17 protein-coding genes, 1 tRNA gene and 1 other RNA gene are annotated in these 19,889 nt (G+C 43.3%); 8 read left to right on the top strand and 11 right to left on the bottom strand.

The features are described 5' to 3' along the window. Positions 1-202: 202 nt before the first annotated feature. The 6 genes from JMY00_RS02140 to coaD form a co-directional block, all read right to left on the bottom strand. Positions 203-279: transfer RNA gene (locus JMY00_RS02140), tRNA-Met, on the bottom strand. 121 nt (positions 280-400) lie between these two features. Continuing rightward, an RNA gene (rnpB, locus tag JMY00_RS02135) (RNase P RNA component class A) lies at positions 401-767 on the bottom strand. 74 nt (positions 768-841) lie between these two features. Then, positions 842-1,558 carry a dethiobiotin synthase gene (gene bioD / locus JMY00_RS02130; RefSeq protein ID WP_201578948.1) on the bottom strand — a complete coding sequence of 239 codons (717 nt, stop codon included), beginning with the start codon at positions 1,556-1,558 and terminating at the stop codon, positions 842-844. Continuing rightward, positions 1,555-2,880, bottom strand: a complete 1,326-nt coding sequence (gene bioA / locus JMY00_RS02125) for an adenosylmethionine--8-amino-7-oxononanoate transaminase (protein ID WP_201578947.1) — start codon at positions 2,878-2,880, stop codon at positions 1,555-1,557. Before bioA ends, bioD begins: the two co-directional genes overlap by 4 nt. A 55-nt stretch (positions 2,881-2,935) precedes the next feature. Further along, positions 2,936-3,184, bottom strand: coding sequence for a YfhL family 4Fe-4S dicluster ferredoxin (locus JMY00_RS02120; RefSeq protein WP_201578946.1), 249 nt, complete (start codon positions 3,182-3,184; stop codon positions 2,936-2,938). Between the two features lie 95 nt (positions 3,185-3,279). Next, positions 3,280-3,798 (bottom strand): pantetheine-phosphate adenylyltransferase, encoded by a 519-nt coding sequence (gene coaD / locus JMY00_RS02115; protein WP_102078894.1) that lies wholly within the window; start codon positions 3,796-3,798, stop codon positions 3,280-3,282. Positions 3,799-4,049: 251 nt separating this feature from the next. Here coaD and smpB point away from each other — a divergent pair, with 251 nt between their 5' ends. Next, the gene (smpB, locus tag JMY00_RS02110; protein ID WP_057758370.1) at positions 4,050-4,526 is read left to right on the top strand and encodes an SsrA-binding protein SmpB; all 477 of its coding nucleotides are present in this window, start codon (positions 4,050-4,052) and stop codon (positions 4,524-4,526) included. A gap of 170 nt (positions 4,527-4,696) precedes the next feature. On the opposite strand, the gene rarD is transcribed toward smpB, so the two are convergent. Further along, positions 4,697-5,719: an EamA family transporter RarD gene (gene rarD / locus JMY00_RS02105; RefSeq protein ID WP_240990620.1), complete on the bottom strand. Its 1,023-nt coding sequence runs from the start codon at positions 5,717-5,719 to the stop codon at positions 4,697-4,699. A gap of 242 nt (positions 5,720-5,961) precedes the next feature. Here rarD and JMY00_RS02100 point away from each other — a divergent pair, with 242 nt between their 5' ends. Together JMY00_RS02100 and JMY00_RS02095 are read left to right on the top strand one after the other, a co-directional pair. Next, positions 5,962-6,429 (top strand): Lrp/AsnC family transcriptional regulator, encoded by a 468-nt coding sequence (locus JMY00_RS02100; protein ID WP_201578945.1) that lies wholly within the window; start codon positions 5,962-5,964, stop codon positions 6,427-6,429. Between the two features lie 162 nt (positions 6,430-6,591). Next, the gene (locus JMY00_RS02095; protein WP_201578944.1) at positions 6,592-7,341 is read left to right on the top strand and encodes a hypothetical protein; all 750 of its coding nucleotides are present in this window, start codon (positions 6,592-6,594) and stop codon (positions 7,339-7,341) included. A gap of 134 nt (positions 7,342-7,475) precedes the next feature. Here the strand turns inward: JMY00_RS02095 and JMY00_RS02090 are convergent, their stop codons facing one another. Both JMY00_RS02090 and JMY00_RS02085 read right to left on the bottom strand, forming a co-directional pair. Continuing rightward, the gene (locus JMY00_RS02090; RefSeq protein ID WP_201578943.1) at positions 7,476-8,117 is read right to left on the bottom strand and encodes a hypothetical protein; all 642 of its coding nucleotides are present in this window, start codon (positions 8,115-8,117) and stop codon (positions 7,476-7,478) included. 10 nt (positions 8,118-8,127) lie between these two features. Further along, on the bottom strand, positions 8,128-9,438 hold the full coding sequence (locus JMY00_RS02085; protein WP_201578989.1) for an ammonium transporter: 1,311 nt from the start codon (positions 9,436-9,438) through the stop codon (positions 8,128-8,130). A gap of 621 nt (positions 9,439-10,059) precedes the next feature. Between JMY00_RS02085 and JMY00_RS02080 the strand changes: the two genes are divergently transcribed. From JMY00_RS02080 to JMY00_RS02060, 5 genes are all read left to right on the top strand, one after another. After that, positions 10,060-12,522, top strand: a complete 2,463-nt coding sequence (locus JMY00_RS02080) for a YgiQ family radical SAM protein (RefSeq protein ID WP_201578942.1) — start codon at positions 10,060-10,062, stop codon at positions 12,520-12,522. Between the two features lie 345 nt (positions 12,523-12,867). Beyond that, positions 12,868-13,278, top strand: a complete 411-nt coding sequence (locus JMY00_RS02075) for a hypothetical protein (protein WP_201578941.1) — start codon at positions 12,868-12,870, stop codon at positions 13,276-13,278. A gap of 436 nt (positions 13,279-13,714) precedes the next feature. Next, complete coding sequence (locus tag JMY00_RS02070; protein ID WP_240990618.1) at positions 13,715-14,278, top strand: hypothetical protein; 564 nt, start codon at positions 13,715-13,717, stop codon at positions 14,276-14,278. A gap of 286 nt (positions 14,279-14,564) precedes the next feature. After that, positions 14,565-15,386: a DarT ssDNA thymidine ADP-ribosyltransferase family protein gene (locus tag JMY00_RS02065; RefSeq protein WP_201578987.1), complete on the top strand. Its 822-nt coding sequence runs from the start codon at positions 14,565-14,567 to the stop codon at positions 15,384-15,386. A 38-nt stretch (positions 15,387-15,424) separates the two neighbouring features. Further along, positions 15,425-16,120: a hypothetical protein gene (locus JMY00_RS02060; RefSeq protein WP_201578940.1), complete on the top strand. Its 696-nt coding sequence runs from the start codon at positions 15,425-15,427 to the stop codon at positions 16,118-16,120. Between the two features lie 362 nt (positions 16,121-16,482). Here the strand turns inward: JMY00_RS02060 and ligA are convergent, their stop codons facing one another. Further along, the gene (gene ligA, locus JMY00_RS02055; protein ID WP_201578939.1) at positions 16,483-18,615 is read right to left on the bottom strand and encodes an NAD-dependent DNA ligase LigA; all 2,133 of its coding nucleotides are present in this window, start codon (positions 18,613-18,615) and stop codon (positions 16,483-16,485) included. 237 nt (positions 18,616-18,852) lie between these two features. Continuing rightward, positions 18,853-19,869 (bottom strand): cell division protein ZipA C-terminal FtsZ-binding domain-containing protein, encoded by a 1,017-nt coding sequence (locus JMY00_RS02050; RefSeq protein ID WP_201568445.1) that lies wholly within the window; start codon positions 19,867-19,869, stop codon positions 18,853-18,855. Positions 19,870-19,889 lie beyond the last annotated feature (20 nt).

The following is a 19,889-nucleotide window of genomic DNA, read 5'->3' as shown; positions in this document are numbered from 1 at the left end:
AAAGAGTATTCTAGCAGTTTTCCACTGCAAAGTAAGGCGATTTTGTTAGAAGAGATGTGACTTGCAGATGAAATGAAAAAAACTTAATACTTGTAGAGAATGTCTAGTATATCAAGAACTGATGGAAAACCTTGAGAAGATTATTTATTTTGGGCAAAAAAAAACCAATCTTAATAGATTGGTTTTTTCGTACTGCTATATATGGTGGCGATGAAGAGACTTGAACTCTTGACCTCACGATTATGAGTCATGCGCTCTAACCAGCTGAGCTACATCGCCGTTTTAGGCTGCACATTATGCCCAAGCTGCTGACTGCCGTCAACCCCTAATAAGCATTTTTTGCAAAAAAACGAATTTAATTCAGATTAATTACAACTATTACTACAACAAACAATAAAAAAGGTTTGGTAAACCGATAAGCCGGGTTCTGTCGTGGACGATCATTCCTCTAGGCGTATCATCGCTAATACGCTCAAGCAACCTACCCGCATCGAACGCGGGCCGCGCCATGCCGATGCCTATTTGGTCTTGCTACGCGTGGAGTTTACCATGCCGTGAACTGTTGCCAGCCACGCGGTGCGCTCTTACCGCACCCTTTCACCCTTACCGATAATATCCTAAGATACTAAAGGCGGTCTACTCTCTGCTGCACTGGTCGTCAAGTTACCCTGCCCAGCCGTTAGCTGGCACGCTGCCCTATGTAGCCCGGACTTTCCTCCCCTGCTCATCTGTTGCCAGTGTGCAGCGGCGATCGCCTAGTCTACCAAGCGCGCTAGTATAGCAAACTTATGACTGCCTGCGAATGTCTTTTGGATTTATTTTTAAAGACAACATAAATAGGCTAAAAAAAATTTTCTGGCAGTGCTTCAATATTACCGACCAGATTATCTTTTAGATACGGTATCTGTAGCCAATGCGCTTTGGGATAATTATGAGCCAAATACGTTTGCAAAAAATCAATGGTACTGTTTGCGATCTCAGCGTCTGTTTGCTCAGCATCGTCATGGATATGATTATAAATCACACTGTGTACCGTTAAGCCGCGCGATTTTATGGCTTCTAAACTCAGCAACGTATGATTGATGCTGCCCAATCGACCAGAGGTGACCAAAATAACTGGATAGCCTTGCTCGGCAATATAATCTAATATCAGTAGATTCTCTGTGATCGGTACAAGTAAGCCACCTGCACCTTCTAGTAGTACCAGCTCATACTCAGATTGCAGTCGCTTGGTGGCTTTAGTAATCATATCAGGATCAAGTGTCTCTCCTGATAACTTAGTAGCCAGATGAGGAGACGCAGGCTTCTTATAACGATGAGCACAAGTCGTAAAATCAAGGTCACACGGCTGTAAAGGAATGTCCATAAGTTGACGATGAGTAATAATATCGTCAGCGATATTCATCTCGCCAGTATTTGGATTAATCGATACACCCGTCTGTACTAGCTTTTGAGTGATGACATTTAAACCTTGTTGTGTAAGTGCTTTGGCAAGTAGTCCAGTAGCATAGGTTTTACCAATATCGGTATCGATACCAGAAACAAATAAAACACTCATGGTTGACCTCGGTTTTCTAAATACGTACGCACTACTTTTATCAGCGCTTGGCATAAGGTAGCCAGTTCATCATCAGTAATCACGTAGGGTGGCATAATATACACCAGCTTACCAAATGGTCTGACCCAGATACCATTATCAATCAATAAAGACTGAAAAATGGGCATATCAACTGCTTCATACAACTCAATGACGGCGACTGCACCCAAACAACGTACCTCGGCAACACCTTCTAATAACGCGGTTGGTGCTAGCTGCTGCTCCATAATGCGTTGCATATTTGCGGTACGCGCTTCGATATCATAAGACATAATCAAATCAATCGATGCACACGCAACTGCACAGGCCAGTGGGTTGCCCATAAAGGTTGGACCATGCATCAGCGCTGGATAGTCACTATTATGAATGGTATCGGCAATTTTGCGGGTACATAACGTTGCGGCAAAAGTCATATAGCCACCTGTCAGCGCCTTGCCAATGGTCATGATATCAGGACTAATAGCTGCATGTTCACACGCAAATAATTTACCACTACGCCCAAACCCAGTGGCGATTTCATCCGCAATCAATAGTACGTCATACTTGTCGCACAGTTGACGCAGCAATTGCAGATATTCAGGACTATAAAAACGCATCCCGCCTGCGCCCTGAATAATCGGCTCAAGGATAAAACCCGCCAGCTGCTCGCCATGCTCTACAAAAAACTGAGCTAATGATTCACGCTCATCTACTGTCAATGCGCGATCAAAGCCTAGTGGCGGCGCAGAGACGAAATACTGCATCGGTAATTGCTTGCCATACAGGCTGTGCATACCATTAACAGGATCACAGACACTCATCGCATGCCATGTATCTCCGTAATACCCTGAATGAGTTGAGGCAAACTGTTGCTTATTTGGGCGCTTGGCAGCCACTTGATATTGCAACGCCATTTTTAGTGCCACTTCTACCGCAATACTGCCACTGTCCGCATAAAAAATCGCATCAAGTCCAGCAGGTACAATGTCGAGCAGTTTTTTGCCCAAATCTATCGCTGGCTGATGGGTCAATCCACCAAACATGACATGCGCCATTTTACCCAACTGCTTAGTCAATGCTTCATTCAGTTTTGGATGGTTATAACCATGAACGCTCGCCCACCATGACGACATACCATCGATCAGGCGCGTGCCATCTTCAGTAATGATGTAGATACCTTCAGCGTGATCGATAACGATATTGGAATAGGTTGGTGGCAGGCTGGCATATGGATGCCAAAGATGTTGCTGATCAAAGTCGTTTGTGACTTGGATAGATTGCGTGGTTGTTGTTTGCGTGGTCATCGTGTTGTCCCTAAAACGTTGTAAATTCAAACGTCATCAATCACTTATAAATACTTTATTGACCCGTAATACGTTTGTATTTAGATAGCAGGTCGCTTTCTGTCTCGACATGATTGGGATCATGAGGGATACAGTCGACGGGACAAATCACCACGCATTGCGGCTCGTCAAAATGTCCGACACATTCTGTACATAGATTAGGGTCGATGACATAGATATCATCCCCTTCTGAGATGGCTTCATTGGGGCAAGCAGGCTCGCACACATCACAGTTGATGCACTCATCAGTGATTAATAGTGCCATGAACTGTTCCTTATATTTTTGCTTATATCAGTCATATATGGCTGCTCCTTACTGTTTTAGCAAGTGCTAGCAGCATATCTTTGATGCAACATCTTTTATTTAATATTTAATTTTTTATCAAATGCTTGCAAAACACAGGGTGGAACGAATTTATTGACGTCACCGCCAAGCTTGGCAATTTCGCGAATCATGGTAGATGAGATAAATGAGTAATTTTGAGATGGGGTCAAAAATACCGCCTCAAAGTTTTCATCAAGCTCACGATTCATATTGGCTAGCTGAAACTCGTACTCAAAATCTGACATCGCTCGCAAGCCACGCAAAACTGCCGTGGCGTTTTTTTCACGCATAAAATCAACAAGCAGCCCTTCAAAACCAATGACAGATACTTGCGGTAAATCAGCAAATACGGTTTCGACCAAAGCAACGCGCTCCTCAAAATTAAACAAGGGTTTTTTATGATGGCCTGAGGCAACCGCGATAACGACCTCATCAAATAGCTTGACGGCGCGTGTGACCAAATCTACATGACCGTTGGTAATAGGATCAAAGGTACCAGGGTATAGAATTTTGGTATGTAGCTTTGAGGAATTGGGAGAAATAGAGTGGCTCATAGCATGACTGATATAATCGGTGATATTAGGCCATATGCTAGCAAATTTTGCTCAAACTTAATACTTATCTGCTACATTTGTCCTAACAGCTGATTTACCTTTTCATCAGAGGCTTTGATACAATAGGCAGTTCGACTCATCCATCTCATAATCGAAATAAAAAACAAGACTAGTTATTGGATTAGGATGAGGAATTAGTGGGACTGATTAAATAAGGAGCCTGTGTCTTAGGTCATCCTTATGGAGAAATTATGTCAAAAAAATCAAAAAAGCCAGATAATCAGATTTGCGCCAATAAAAAGGCGCGTCATGAGTATTTTATCGAAGAAACCTTTGAGGCAGGACTGGCATTACAAGGTTGGGAAGTCAAAGCCATTCGTGCAGGAAAAATGACTATTACCGAAGCGTATGTCATATTCCGCAATAACGAAGCTTTCTTATTTGGTGCGCACATTCAGCCATTACTATCGAGCTCAACGCACGTTAGTCCAGACAGTATTCGTACCCGTAAACTGCTGCTGAACCGTCGTGAAATCGAGAAACTATCTGGGGCAATCAACCAGAAAGGCTACGCTTGTGTACCGCTGTCTTGCTACTGGAAAAACTCATTGGTGAAATGCCAAATTGGCCTAGCATTGGGTAAAAAGCAGCATGACAAACGTAAAACGCTAAAAGATCGTGACTGGGAACGTGATAAGCAACGCGGTTTCAAACAGCATTTAGATTAAGCGTTATTTAATCTATATAAAAAGGACGACTCAATATTTACTGAGCCGTCCTTTTTTGCTGTTTATAATATTTTATCAAAAACCATTTTAAACGCTAGTTGGTAAAAATAGACTTGTAAAGTAGTAGTTTTATAAAATAGAAACCTTTATAACATCTAGCCAGCGACCTTTTATGCCATTTTCTCTTCTAGAGACAATGCTGTCTTTCTACTAGCCTGACGCAATTGCCTAACACCATGAGCAATCAAACACCCAATACCTAACCAAATCAGACCGTAGCTATAAATCATCGCTGACTCAAATGGGTTGCCTAGTACGGTCACTGCCAAAATAAATAGCAATGCAGGTTCCAAATAGCTCATCATGCCATAGACATTGACTGGTAGCATTTGACTGGCATCAATATTGGTCTTCATCGCCAAGACACTGAGCACACCTAAACCTACTAGCATCATGATAAAGAACCCAGAGCCGCTAACCAATACTAAACTGCTTGGGGCAAAGAAGAACAAGTAAGCCAGCGCAAAGGGCGCAAATATCGTTAAATCAACCAATAAACCAGTTACTGCGCCAATTCCCTGCAGTCGGCGTAAAATGTAGTAAATAGGATACGTACCGCATACCCATAGCGTCGCCCAAGAGACACTTTGGGTACGGATAACTTCGCTACCCACGCCTAATGCGGCAAAGGCCACTGCCAACCATTGCAGGCGGCTTAGTTTTTCGCCAAAGAGGACACAACCAAACACCACCATCATTAACGGGAATAAGAAATACCCCATCGCGGTTTGCACACCTTGCCCATTAACTGGCGCCCACATAAATAACCAAAATTGGCTAAGGAATATCGGTGTAGGTAATAGCAACCAAGCCCACTGCTTAGCGCCTTTGAGCACTTTCAATTTATCGATGTGCAATCCCAGACGCCCACTTACCATTAGGTATCCGACCAACGCTGCCCACATTGCGAGCATGCGCCAGATAAAAACCTGTGTCCCTGATAATGGCGATAAAAAGCTGCTATACGCATAGAGGACGCCAAATAGCACGTTGGACAATATGGCAAAAGACACCCCTAATATCAGAGTGCGTTGTTGTACGCTACCTGTCGTCCAAATCGCAGGTAGTGGCAAACGTGCAGCAGTCGTTGCTAGCGTATTAGCGAATACATTGGAGAGCATTGAGATAGACATGATAAGCACCGTAGCTATTAATAGATGATAAAAAACCAATTGCTAGCTCTTTTTTTAAAGCAGTTCTGATTGGTATGGTCTATTTTACTAGGGTGCTTTGATATATTATCTCTATATAAGTTCATTGATGAATAAAAATATCAAATAGGTGTCGTATAAATCATTATTTTCTTATATTAGGATTTTTAGTGATAATATTTATAAAAATTGATAAAAAACTCTGCTGTTAAGGATGACCTGATATGAGCCATACTTTAGATAATATTGATAAAGCTATTTTGAACTTGCTGCAAGATGATGCGACATTACCGCTTAAAACTATCGCAGAGCGAGTGCATGTATCCATTGCGACGGCGCAGCGGCGCATACAAGCGCTAATAGATAGTGACGTGATTACCAAACAAGTAGCCATCGTCAATCCTGATAAAGTGGGCTATGGCCTGACAGCAGTGGTAATGATAGAAATGGAGCGCTCTAACACTTCAATGCAACATCGGTTTGAACGCCTGATGGATGCACAATCACGAATCATGAGCTGTTATGAAGTATCGGGTGATTTTGACTTTATGCTCATGGTCAATGCAAAAAACATGAGCGACTATCATCAGTTCACGCGCAGCTTACTGACTTACGAAAATAACGTGCGCAATTTCAAAAGCCAGTTTGTGATGAACTTTACTAAGAGTGGAACTAAAATTACCCTAGATTAATTATAATTAATCCGTCTCAGCTGAAGTTGCCTATCATATGACAATGGATGATAAGTAGCTAAGTTACCTCTAAACCCTGTACGATATCGTTAAACGTTCGATGGAAATTAAATTCCAATAGCTAATTTCGTAAGCCTATTTATTAGACAAGGAAGCCTAATCATGACTGACCATACAAACGCTGCTAGTAAGAATATGAAAGCGTCACTAAAACCATTAAATTCAAAAAAGGTGATAGCAGGTGCTTTGTTTGCCGCGGTACTAGCCAGCTCGGGCTGTGCGACCAGCTCATTGTTAGACAATAGCGGGCATGTCACTATGAACACAATGAAGCAAATACTGTCTGAAGATCAAATTGTTGCTTTTGGTCATCCTGCGCAGGCGTTACCAAAAATGCCAAACGCGTCAATGGTTATCGTAGGAGAAAAAAACAGCTACGTCCTCACCCAAGGTGGGACAGAAATGGTGAACTTACTGAGTAATCTCACGCAAAAAAATATTCAAGTGGATAACGACATGAGCTTTCATGTACCCAATAATGATGGGTACTTCCAAGGTGAAATGAAACTGTCTTATGCCAAATTAAAAGATGAATTTGGGCGCTCAGACTATCAGTTCTTTTTGCAAAATAACGGTAAAGAGTGCACCTCAGCGAGTGATCAACGTATCAACGCTCAGCGTTTTTGTTTTAGCGTTCCTGTCAAAGGCGCTATCTATCCGCAAGTTAGTAACTTAGGTTTGATTCAGTCAAACTATCGCGCACTGACCAAACCATATACGGTGAGCTTCTATACACAGACTGAGCAAGATGTCGTCACTCGTAGCGGTCCAAATGGCGCACAAAAGCTAGTGCTGCTACCCTTTGCCCTCGCCTTTGACGTGGTTACTTTCCCGCTTCAGTTATTAGATTAGATCGTTAAACTACTAGACCGCTCATCGTCTAGTATCAAGGTACACCATGAAAGCTACGTTATAAAAGCCCCTTTATATAAGGCACGGTATCGAAAGGTATTCCGTACCCACCCGTAACGTGCCTGCTTAATATTTTAGAATAACTTTTCGACCAATGTTTTCGGGTAGTTTTGTTTCGCCTTCTCTGCCGCTCGAAACATCATCTCATCTGCTTCGACAGGGCCTGCAACATCGCATAAGCATACATAAGCCAGCTGCATCAAATTATTCAACAGGTGCTCATTATCAGGTACGGACGGGCGATTGCCTTCCAAAAACTGACTGATGTTAAGACTATGCCCTTTGAAGGTGCGCTCTTGCGAAACAGTTTGGTGCATGGTCAGAAATAGGTTGCGACTTTCTGTTTCTGATAGCTGACTGCGCAGCGCTTCTATGACGGTATAAAATGCGAGAACTAGCTCAGAGACAGGAACTGGCACTTTGATTGCTTTATTATGATCATTATGGCTATTGTGACTATCAGACTCGACTGTTTGCTGACTGTCCGCTTGCAACGTAGCCCAAAAGCCTTTCCTAATATCAGACTTATAAGCTTGCAGCTCAGGATAGCGCCTTGTCGCATCCAAGACGCACTGTTGCATCATTTTCACAGAGACCGTTGAGTATCGCTGCCACTGTGATTTAAGTAGTCGCACCTCCTCAGGATGTAGATAATCGGCAAGTACTTCTGCCATCGCAGTCACAGCTTGGTCTACGGATTGAGTATCAATATTCATCAGCTCTCTCCTATAAATGCCGCTCAGTTAAACTCTTAGAATCAAACATTTGCTTCTGGAACTCAGGATAACCAAGCTCTGCATGCTCAGTATAATCAAGGCCTCGCTGCTCATGTAAGCGGCTTGCTTTTAACCCAAAGCTTAGATCGATAAGCTTATACATCACCAGACCCAATCCCAGTCCCCAGCCTAACGCCACGCCGACGCCTAGCGCTTGTACGCCAAGCCGTGATAAGTTGAACAAATCTCCTGTATAGAATAATCCTGCTGCGAGCGTACCCCACGCCCCGCCAAAGCCATGTACTGCCACTGCCGAGACCACATCGTCTACTTTGAATTTTAATAACGCTTGCGACGATAAGATATATACCACGGAAGCAACCGCACCGATGATAATGGCAAATACAGGCGTTGTGGTCGCACAACCTGCAGTAATCGATACGAGACCAATCAAACTGGCATTGACACTATCGCTCAGCAAAATGGCCTTGTTAAGCGATCGGGAGATCAGCATGTAGCTCACCACCGCACTCACTGCAGCGACAAAAGTATTGACTGCGATTAGACCAATATTGCCGGTGATAGATAACGTCGATCCAGCATTGAACCCGAACCAACCAAACCATAAGATAAATCCACCAAGCGCCAGTAACGTCATGTTATGCCCTGCGATGAGTCTTGGCGTGCCATCAGGTGCAAAGCGGCCTAGCCTTGGACCAATGACCAAGATGCCTGCCAATGCCAACCAACCACCGATAGAATGCACAACAGTAGACCCAGCAAAATCAATAAAACCAAGCTCAGCTAGCCAACCTGTACCGCCGAAGTAACCACCCCACACCCAACTGGCAAACACAGGATAAATGAACAAACAAATCAAACATGCCGCCACCGCATAACCGATAAAGGAAACGCGCTCTGCCATTGCACCACTCGCAATGGTCACTGCTGTCGCTGCAAACATCATCTGAAAGAACATCAATGCCCAGTCCATATTGGACAACGCGACTGGCATAAATTGATCCGTACCGACGAAGCCTGAATTATTATTACCCATCATCAGCCCAAAACCAACTAAGTAGAACGCCAGACCACCGATACACATATCGGTATAGTTTTTCATCATCACGTTTACCGCATTTTTCGCACGTACCGATCCGCTCTCAAGTAGCGCAAAACCTGCCTGCATAAAGAACACCAATACCCCGCCCCAGATAATCCAAGCGATATTTTGATATTCGAGTAACTGTGCCACGGTCAATGTGTCAGTCTCAGCAGCTTGGGCGCTACCCATTGCTGCAAACAATACTGTACTTAGCATCAGCCTATTACTTAGCGATAGTTTTGATGGTTGTAATAGTTTTAATAATGTCTTTACCGTGTCCAGCCCAACAGATGATGTTCTCATTTTATCTCCAAACACTTATCTATCCGTTCAAATTTTATCGGTGCACTATTTTTACTCATTGATGCACACAAATAATCCCTAATAAGGGTGGAGCAAAACCTGTGCCAAAACCTATTATTAGAAATTAAAGAAACTTATAAATATAAGAAAACAAATGACCAGTATCAGCTAAGTTGGTATTTTGATAATTATGCTTGCGTGGACGTGGCTATAAATTTAAATAGGATAGAGATTAAGTCTTAGAAGGAAGTTCTATAGAGTTGATAATAACCTTTATAAAATTAATGATGAAACTAATATCGTGACAGTGATAGCTAAGCTATTTTTACTATTATCTTGCTATGGTAGCAGCTTACTTTGCATGAGCAGTTTATCTCACGCTATCAATAACTTATCGGCAATCGCCCCTCATAGAATAGGTCGCATAGTGAAGGCGATTCATGTTAAAATGAGCGCTTTTAAATTCGCCTTTATTATCATTGGGTAATAAGGGCTGTATTTTTAGTGCCATTTTTCTAATTAACAGGTCCGCCCATGTCTGCCGATACCATCGCCCGCACTGCCTTTAAACAAGGCACCAAGCCACTTTATGATTATGACAAACACTGGGCGAGCTGCTACGAGCCGGCGCCTTATCTGCCGATGAGCCGCAAAGAGATGGACGATCTAGGCTGGGATGCTTGTGATGTTATCATCATCTCAGGTGATGCCTATGTCGATCATCCAAGCTTTGGTATGGCCATCATCGGTCGCTTGCTTGAGTCGCAAGGTTTCCGTGTTGGCATCATTGCTCAGCCAGATTGGAAGAGCAAAGACGCCTTTATGGAATTGGGCAAACCTGTCTATGCTTATGGCGTGACCGCGGGCAACATGGACAGCATGATCAACCGCTATACCGCTGATCGTAAAATCCGTAGCGATGATGCTTACTCTCCGGGCAACGTGGCAAACAAACGCCCTGACCGCGCGGCTATCGTCTATAGCCAGCGGTGCCGTGAAGCCTATCCTGATGTGCCTATTATCTTAGGCGGTATTGAGGGCAGTCTACGCCGTATCGCTCATTATGATTATTGGTCAGACAAAGTGCGCCGTAGTATCTTGCTAGATGCGCGTGCTGATGTCTTACTATATGGTAATGCTGAACGTGCGATCGTCGACGTAGTACATGGTCTGTCTAAAGGCTATAGCTTTGAACAGATGAGCAAATTGCGTGGTACGGCTTACTTATTGACCCCGACTCGTCGTCATTGGCAAGAAGACATGACTGAGGTCGCGAGTAACGATGTCGATACCGTCGGCCGTGTCGATCCAATCATCAACCCTTATGTGATGACCGAAGACGTTGATAGCTGTTCAATTGAGCAGAACAAACCATCGGACTCGCCTGTTGGCCAAGCTATGCCTTCATCTATGTCATCACAATATCAGGGCTTTGTCGCTGAGCCAGTTGCTAATAAAGTTATCAACGCTGAACAAGTCGATGAAGAGACGCAAGTGGTGCAAATGCGCGGCTTTGATAAGCCAATGACCGCACGTAAGCATAAGCTAAAAATGCCACCACGTGAAAAGACAGTGATTCGTCTGCCTGACTACGAGCATGTCAAATCTGACCCTGTGCTTTATGCTCATGCAAGTCGTATCCTGCATCTAGAAACCAATCCAGGTAACGCCCGTGCGCTTGTGCAGCGTCATAGTAGCGGTGCTGGTAACTCGCATACCTCTATCGACGTTTGGCTCAATCCGCCACCAGTGCCACTCTCAACTGAAGAGATGGATTATGTGTTTGATTTGCCGTATGCACGCCTGCCGCATCCAAGCTATGGCGATGCGCGCATCCCTGCTTATGACATGATCAAATTTTCGGTCAATATCATGCGCGGCTGTTTTGGTGGTTGTACCTTCTGCTCGATCACTGAGCACGAAGGCCGTATTATCCAGAGCCGTTCAGAAGATTCGATCTTGCGCGAAGTAGAAGCGATTCGAGATACCGCACCGAACTTTACTGGTGTGATATCTGACCTTGGTGGCCCTACTGCCAACATGTATCGCCTCAGCTGCAAAGATGAAACGATTGAAAAGAACTGCCGTAAGCCGTCTTGTGTCTATCCGGACGTCTGCGAAAACCTGATTACCGATCACAGTAATTTGACCAAGCTATATCGTAAAGCCCGTGATATCAAAGGCGTGAAAAAGATCCTGATTGCTTCAGGCTTACGTTATGACTTGGCAGTAAAAGATCCTGAATACGTTAAAGAATTGGTCAGTCATCACGTCGGTGGTTACCTCAAGATTGCGCCTGAGCACTCTGAAGAAGGCGTGCTATCGAAGATGATGAAACCTGGCATGGGCAGCTATGATCAGTTCAAAGCCATGTTTGAGCAATTCAGCCAAGAAGCAGGCAAAGAGCAATATCTGATTCCTTACTTCATCGCCGCCCATCCGGGTACTAAAGATGAAGATATGATGAACCTTGCCCTTTGGCTCAAAAATAATGGCTATCGTGCTGACCAAGTACAGGCGTTTTATCCAAGCCCAATGGCGACCGCGACTACCATGTACCACACGCACAAAGACCCACTACATAAGGTCAGTCGTGATGAAGGTGACATGGATATCGTCAAGTCTGGTAAACAGCGCAAATTACATAAAGCCTTTTTACGCTTTCATGATCCAAAAAACTGGGTACTACTACGTAAAGCGCTACAAGACATGGGTCGTAGTGACTTGATTGGTAAAAACCGTGGTTGCTTGATTCCACCATTTAACGCCAGTTTAGAAGGGCGTGATGCTGCGCAAGATACTTATCAGTCAGCGCGCAAAAAGAACAGCCGCATAGGCAATGACTCAGTGAAGCGCAGTAATGGCTCGTCAAATAGCAATGCGTCAGCTAAAGGTGCAGCGGGTAAAAATGCTGTCGGTAAAAACAGTAATAAGAAAGTCAGCAAAGGCAATTTCCAGACTCAGCATACTGGTCTGCCACCGCGTAAAACCAAGTAGTGTTCATAGCAAGTAGTATTCATAGCAAGTAGTGTTATAGTATAAAAATACATGCTCAATCTAGCGCGTGTTAAGTAAAACAAAAAAAACGCCTATCAGCCACTCGTTGATAGGCGCTTTTTTATGCGCTAATTTTATAGTTGCAGATTTCATAATCAACACAGCTTACTTTTCACCCTGTCTCAGATTACAAGTTACATTAGACAGCGGTTGGGTAACGAAGCTAACAGGTAACGAACAATTTCTAACATTGAAATAGTTCGTTTTCGCTACTATGACCCTCATATGCTAAACGCATCATTAAGAACAAGTAAATGACATCAGCGAAAAGCTTTGGAGAGCACTATGAAAATGATAACTAAAATTGCGACTACCCTACCAGTCCTTGTCCTACTGAGCGCTTGTGCGACTACCGCACCCACTACCCCAGATGCAACTGATACGCCAGTTCCAGAAAAAGTAACCGCTGCCTATGATCGTATGGCACCAGCACCATACACCTGTACCGATGACAGCAAAATCATGGCAAAGCAGTCTATCAATAAAGAACAAGTGATGCTCAACGCTACCTTGCCAAAAGTAAAATGGGCAGAGCAGCCAATCATCCTAAACGGTAAAGTGAAAGGCGAAGTCGCAAGCTATGTAAACGACTCAAACCCAGAAGTCGTCTATGCATGGCACATGAAAGGTGACAAAGGTATCTTTGCGATGAAATGGGCTGATGGTAAAGAATACCAAGTAAATTGCCAAATCTAATCAGCTAAAGATACGCTCATATCGTAATAAACAAATAGTCATAATAGACAAAAAGCAGTCATTAAATAGTGGCTGCTTTTTTATGCGTGTTTGTTTGATACGTGTATAAAGACAGCTATAAGAACCAGTCTCAAATAGACGGTTTTATAGTCAGTTCAATATAATTTCGATACAAGGAAACCGAGTGCAAGTTATACATCAGTATGCTTAGCGAGGATGACGATGTAGCGGATTGATATAGACTTGACTATATAGTTGATTCAATTTAAAAGTAGTATAAGGCAGCCGAGTGCAGTTGTAACTGTGATACTTCAAGCGAGGTTAACGCTGTCATTCTTTTATAGAGCATTGGACTATATCAAAACTTACCATCTAATGTATTTCGCTAGAGAAGCACAAAGAAAGCTGTCAAAATAGCAGGTAGAGCAAATCAATCATGACCAACAATCAAAAGGGTAACTCGATGGCAAAGCGTCTGATAAGTATGATGATAATTGCAACGGCAAGCATGTGGGCGCTGACAGGCTGCGATAACGCTACCGATTCTGTCGATGCCACTGAGCAAACTGCGGAGACAGCATCAGATCCATCCACACCAGCAGCCGACACCATCGACTGGTCACTGGTAGATAGTGGTGAAAAGCCTGCTGACCCTACCAATTATAAGTATCCGTTTGCCATCGATAGTCAAAACGTCCGAGACTATGCAGATTACTTCAAAGTGGACGCTGCTACCGCTCAGCATAATTTGACGGTCAGCATGGCAAGTAACGAAGCGCTATCGAAAGCATTAGATCAACTCAGCGAAACCTATGTCTCACACGAGCTAACCGATGGCAATGAGATGACGCTTATCATTCATACCACGCCTGATGTCGCTGCCAGTCGCTATGATTATGTGCTGTCTGATGACTTTGCTAAAGGATTGGTACTACCTATCGTGATTCAGCCAGATGGTAAAAAAGGTGAAGTGAAGGCGCATGGTGAGATGGTGGAGTAGCTGGTATTAAAGTAGATATCTGTGTTGTCGTGTAAGACTTCAAACAACAATATATAATTATCAAAATAAAATATGATCATAAAGAACTAAAAGCTAACCTCAGCATCGCTTGCTTTAATGATGAGCAAATATGCTTATCGTAGCTCAATTTTCCTCAATAATTTGACCGTTTATTGCACCACCTTTCAATTCTACATGAATAACAAATACATAGTAGGTTACCATCCTTAATATGGTTAAAGAAGGACTTGTCAGGATAACAGCACTTGAATAAAAGGAGTTTAATGTGCAACTATCTTTAGAAAAATTGCCAGTTTCAGAGCGTATAGAACTAATTCAGCAACTTTGGGACAGCATCATAAGTGATAGTAAGTCATTAAAAGATATTAAAAATATACCACTGACCTCATCACAAGAAAAGCTTGTTGAACTGCTTGATAAACGTCTTTCAGTATATGCAGAAAATAAGTTTTATCACAGATTTAATATTGAAAATATAATAGGATCTCGGGGCATTAGTATTCTTTGCCACTTTACGCCTATTAATAATCTTGAAAGTATTTTAAATAATGGATTATATCCTAGAGATTACATAGATGAGAACATGCCTGATGCCATATGGACAGATGATGGAAGATTTGACGGTATGAAGAATGGCATTTGTTTATCGTTATCTTTTCCTAACCATCAAATGTTTTATAGTAAAAGAATCCAGCGTAAAGATATTGAGTCCTGGGCCATTATTGTTTTGGATGCTAGAAAAGTTATATTAAATTATGACTGTGCTTTTTTTCAAACCAATTCTGCTTTTGGAGACTATAGGAATAAATCATTAAGCGAATTTATGACTTCTAACGCATTTCTTTCGCTATTTCAGGAAGAAGTTGAAACTCGTAATGGGGTCGTGACTAGACAAAACTACTTAACAGATGAATTCCCTACTGATGTTCAAGCAGAGATCGTTGTTTTTGATCACATTCCCCCTGATTCGATAGAGGTTTGTTACTTACAGAGTGGAAAGGATCTAAAATATTTTAGAGAAAACTTTTCTAAATTCACTTTCATTGAAGATTCTAACGATAATTCGGCTTTTGGAAAAAGAGATTGATTTTGAATTTATTAATAAGCTTCGGAAAGGACTAAGGTATGGCTCAAAGACCAACATACATTCCCCAGTTTAAAAATGATTTTCTTGTCAAAACTGAAATGGTTGAGTTTAAATATCATTCAGGATTTTCAGTAGTGCAAAAACAGAAGTCAATTGATGAACTTCATAATTCAATTCAAGAGAAGTATGGCTTTGATCATATTTTAGAAATTTCCAGTAAATCTAAAAAAGATTTAGGTGTAGCTCTAAGTGCTTTTAATTTGTTGATAGCTGATAAATCTACAAAAGAGACTTACAGTGTAGAGTGTGCCTTTCAAAGCAGCAAGGTTTTTGAAAATGGCGGTGCTTACACTGACTTATTAAAAGCAACCTCAAAGCAAGCTAAAAAAGATGAAAGATTAAGAAACTCAGGAAGGTTAATTGGGTTTGAGTTTCATAATACTAAATGGCAATTAAATCCTTTAACAGCATTTTATGACTGGCTATATGTTAATGCCTTAAATCAAAACGTTCAGCTACATGATGAGTTAATGAAATATCAAACCTTTACCGATATTGAGTTTAACCCTAAAAAATCAATCAACTGTCAAGCTTATTCAATCGCTATGTTTGTAGCTCTTGCAAAAAAAAACTTGCTAGGGAATATAAGAAATCCTAATGATTTTTTAGAACTCTATAAAAAATTTCCAGTAAGTAACGCCTATCAGTTCAATGAAAACCTCACTCTATTTTAGTAGATACAGGTTAGCTAAGCTCAATATGTTCGTCACTTATCTTGGAGTCATAGAGTGTACTCTACACTTATTTTGAAAAAATTTTAGAAGTAGCGCGAGGGACGAGCGCCGAGTAAACCATTAAAGAAAAACGGCTTATGGCCTGCATATTTGCCCATTTTGAAAGCACTCAATGCTAAGGCCATGCTTTTAAGTCTTTATCTTTTGTTCTTGCGCTAGGGACGAGCATGTTATTAAGGTATAACCTACCCGGCAAATCCCCTCTAAGGAATTTTCACTTGCAAACCTGAGGAGGCATAAGCAAAACACTGTTTTGCCCGACGCAAGACAAGAGCTATGCTCGCAGTTAGCAGTGCAATTTTTTAACGGTTCTCATCCCCAACCATCGCCAAAAACTCATCTTCGCCCACCACTTTGACGCCCAGTTTTTCTGCTTTGGTCAGTTTAGAGCCAGCCTTATCTCCTGCTAGTAGCGCAGTCGTTTTTGCCGAGATGCTACCTGAGACTTTTGCGCCCAGCGCTTGTAGTTTGGCTTTGGCTTCATCACGTGCCATGCTATCGAGCGCACCTGTAATGACCCATGTTTGCCCATCGAGTGGTAGTCCTTCAGATGCGACCTGCTCGACCTTATCCCAGTGCACGCCAGCTTCAAGCAACGAATTAATCACTTCGATATTGTGCGGTGCACGGAAAAATTTATAGGTCAGCTCGGCGGTGATTTCTCCAACATCTGGCGTTTTTATCAAAGTCTCAATACTCGCCACCATCAGACTATCTAAGTCACCAAACTGCTGAGCAAAATTTTGCGCTGTCCCTTCACCAACACCGCGAATACCGAGTGCATAGATAAAGCGAGCCAATGTCGTATGCTTGCTGGCTTCGATAGCGTTAATGATATTCTGAACTGATTTTTCACCCAGTTTCTCAAAGGTGACCATCTCATCCGCATGATTGTGCAACTGATAGATATCAGCGACCGTCTTGACCAGACCATGCTCAAAGAAGCTAATGAGCCAACTTGCGCCAAGTCCATCGATATCCATGGCACGACGTGAGACAAAATGAATAAGTGCTTCTTGCTGCTGCGCTGGGCAAAACAGTCCACCCGTACAGCGTGCCAATGCTTCATCTTCTGGCAAGACGACAGGAGAGTCGCAGACAGGGCAAGTCGAAGGTAGCGTGACTGGCTCGCTATCGGCTGGGCGCTGATCGTGCCAGACACGAGTGACTTTTGGGATGACATCGCCCGCCCGATGGACGCTGACCGTGTCGCCTGCACGCACATCTAAACGCTGAATCTCACCGAAGTTATGCAGGGTGACATTGCTGACGGTAACGCCGCCGACTTTGACAGGCTCAAGCTTACCGACTGGTGTGATTTGACCCGTACGGCCGACTTGCCACTCGATATCATTTAGACGTGTCATCACCGTTTCGGCAGGAAATTTATAAGCAGTCGCCCAGCGTGGCTCGCGAGATAGGTAGCCAAGCTGCTGCTGTAACGCCAGGCTGTTTACCTTAATCACCATGCCATCGATTTCAAATGGCAGATCGCTACGCCCTTCTATTACTGACTCATAATAGGTCTGCGCGGCGCGTGGATTTGCCACCACTTCTACGGCGCTGACCGTAAATCCAAGCTCGGTAAGCCATGCCAACGCCCCTGACTGAGTGTCGATGGTATCTGGCAAACCCTGATTGACCGAATAGCCATAGAAAGCCAATGGACGACTAGCAGCAATGGCTGGATCTAACTGACGTAAGCTACCAGCGGCGGCATTGCGCGGATTGGCAAAGGTTTTGCCTTCGTTCTCTTCTGCCAATCGATTAAGACGCTCAAAGCCTGCCTTTGGCATTAATACTTCACCGCGTACTTCTAACAACTCGATATCAGCAGCATCGGCTATCCATAGTGGCAGGTTACGGATGGTTTTAGCATTCTGGGTAATATCTTCACCCGTCTGCCCATCACCTCGCGTAACCGCTTGGACAAATTTTCCGTGCTCATATTTCAGTGAGACAGCCAGTCCGTCGAGCTTTAGTTCCATCTCATATTCAGGGTTTTGCTGTGAGTCACTTAGGCGATCATTGACACGGCGCATAAAATCGCGCAAATCATCATATTCAAAGACATTGCCTAGCGACAGCATCGGAATGTCATGCGTGACTTGGGTAAAGGCCGATAGCGGCATATCGCCGACTTGATTGATTGGGCTATCTGGCTGCACCAAATCTGGATATTCTTCTTCAACCTCAAGCAACGAGCGACGCAATTGGTCGTATTCGCTGTCTTCTAAAATTGGATTGTCGAGCACATAATAGGCATAGTTATGCGTCTTAATCGCTTCAATAAGCGCACGCATTTTTGAGACAATCTCTGCACTATTATTGGTACTACTGTCAGTCGAACTAGGTACATTAGATTTGGCAGGTGCTTGGTTTTCTACTTGAGCAGGTAGGTTTTTAGAATTATTTGATGAGATAGAGTCAGTCATAGTCGGCGTCTTTTTTGCAATTCAAGATGTCGATATGATAACAAGTTTGTAGGAAGCTCGGTATAGTCAATCCTATATAAATCAAATACTGTGTCAGGCTCGCTCAGTCTACGATTAGCATTTTGCAGAAACTATAGCCCATTAAAAAAGGCAAATAACGTTAATCGCTATTTGCCCTTTTTATAATTTCTACTATTAATCAGCTTTTAACTTTTGTAGCTTCTAGCCTTTAAACTGCTAACCCTCATAATCACGAACTTGGTTACGTAGCTGCTGCTTGTATTCAGGCGTGATTGGTTCGTTCTCTTCATCAAGCATAATCGCGTCAAGGTCGCTTGCCATCATGTAAGCAATGCTCATCATACTATCAAAGCTACGCACGGCCTGTGGATGTGGCAACGACAAGAATACGACGACACCGTTATAAGTGTTGGTCGCGACACTATGCGGATCAAACGGTGCGATACCACTATCGGTAATACCCATCATGCTAAACCACAACATACCCGTGCCGTCTTTTTGCTCATAGCGATGGAACATATTCATCGCGCCATAGCGTAAGCCGTATTTATCAATCAACGCTAGCAGGTCACGACCACGGATAATCGCCGCTGGACGATCGCGATATTGGTGCGGCAAGATGGTGATATTAATATTGTCTTTAGCATTAATCAAGGGACCGTTTTGCGCATCATCGCCAGATTCTGATAGATGCTGATCCAGTATCGGGCTATTGTCATCGAAGCTTGGCTCTTCTGCCGTATCGATAGTTGGCATCAGGCTATCAGTCGCTGACATTAGGCTAGAGAACGCATCAGGCTCTTGCTCGATATGCATCTGATCGGCGACTTCTACAAACTCAGCACTATCGGCACGGCGCTGTTCTTCTTGCCAGCGCGCGTAGTCGGCTTCATCGATGACGTCATGATCGTCAGCTGCTACATGGTCACGCTCAGCCGTTAGTTGCGCATCAACGTTGGTATGCGCTTGCGTCAATGGCTCTTCTTCAACGACGGCATCCAAGTAGCTACGATCTGGACCGATGCTCGTCTCGCCTGCGACTGTGTCATCGAGATCAGGCTGATCGACGATGTTGCGCTCGTGACGCGGTATGATGGGAATACCATTTTTATCATAATTGACCGCAGCAGCTTCGGTAGCACCGCGGCGCTTAAAGCTACGAATGACCATAAACAGCCCTGCGAGCACGATAAACGCGGCAATGGCAATCAATATAAACTGAATAACGGTCATGATAAATACATCCTAGTATA

The sequence above is a fragment of the Psychrobacter sp. Pi2-52 genome, assembly GCF_904846705.1.
GTDB lineage: Bacteria > Pseudomonadota > Gammaproteobacteria > Pseudomonadales > Moraxellaceae > Psychrobacter.
This window is presented reverse-complemented; position numbering and strand designations above follow the sequence as displayed.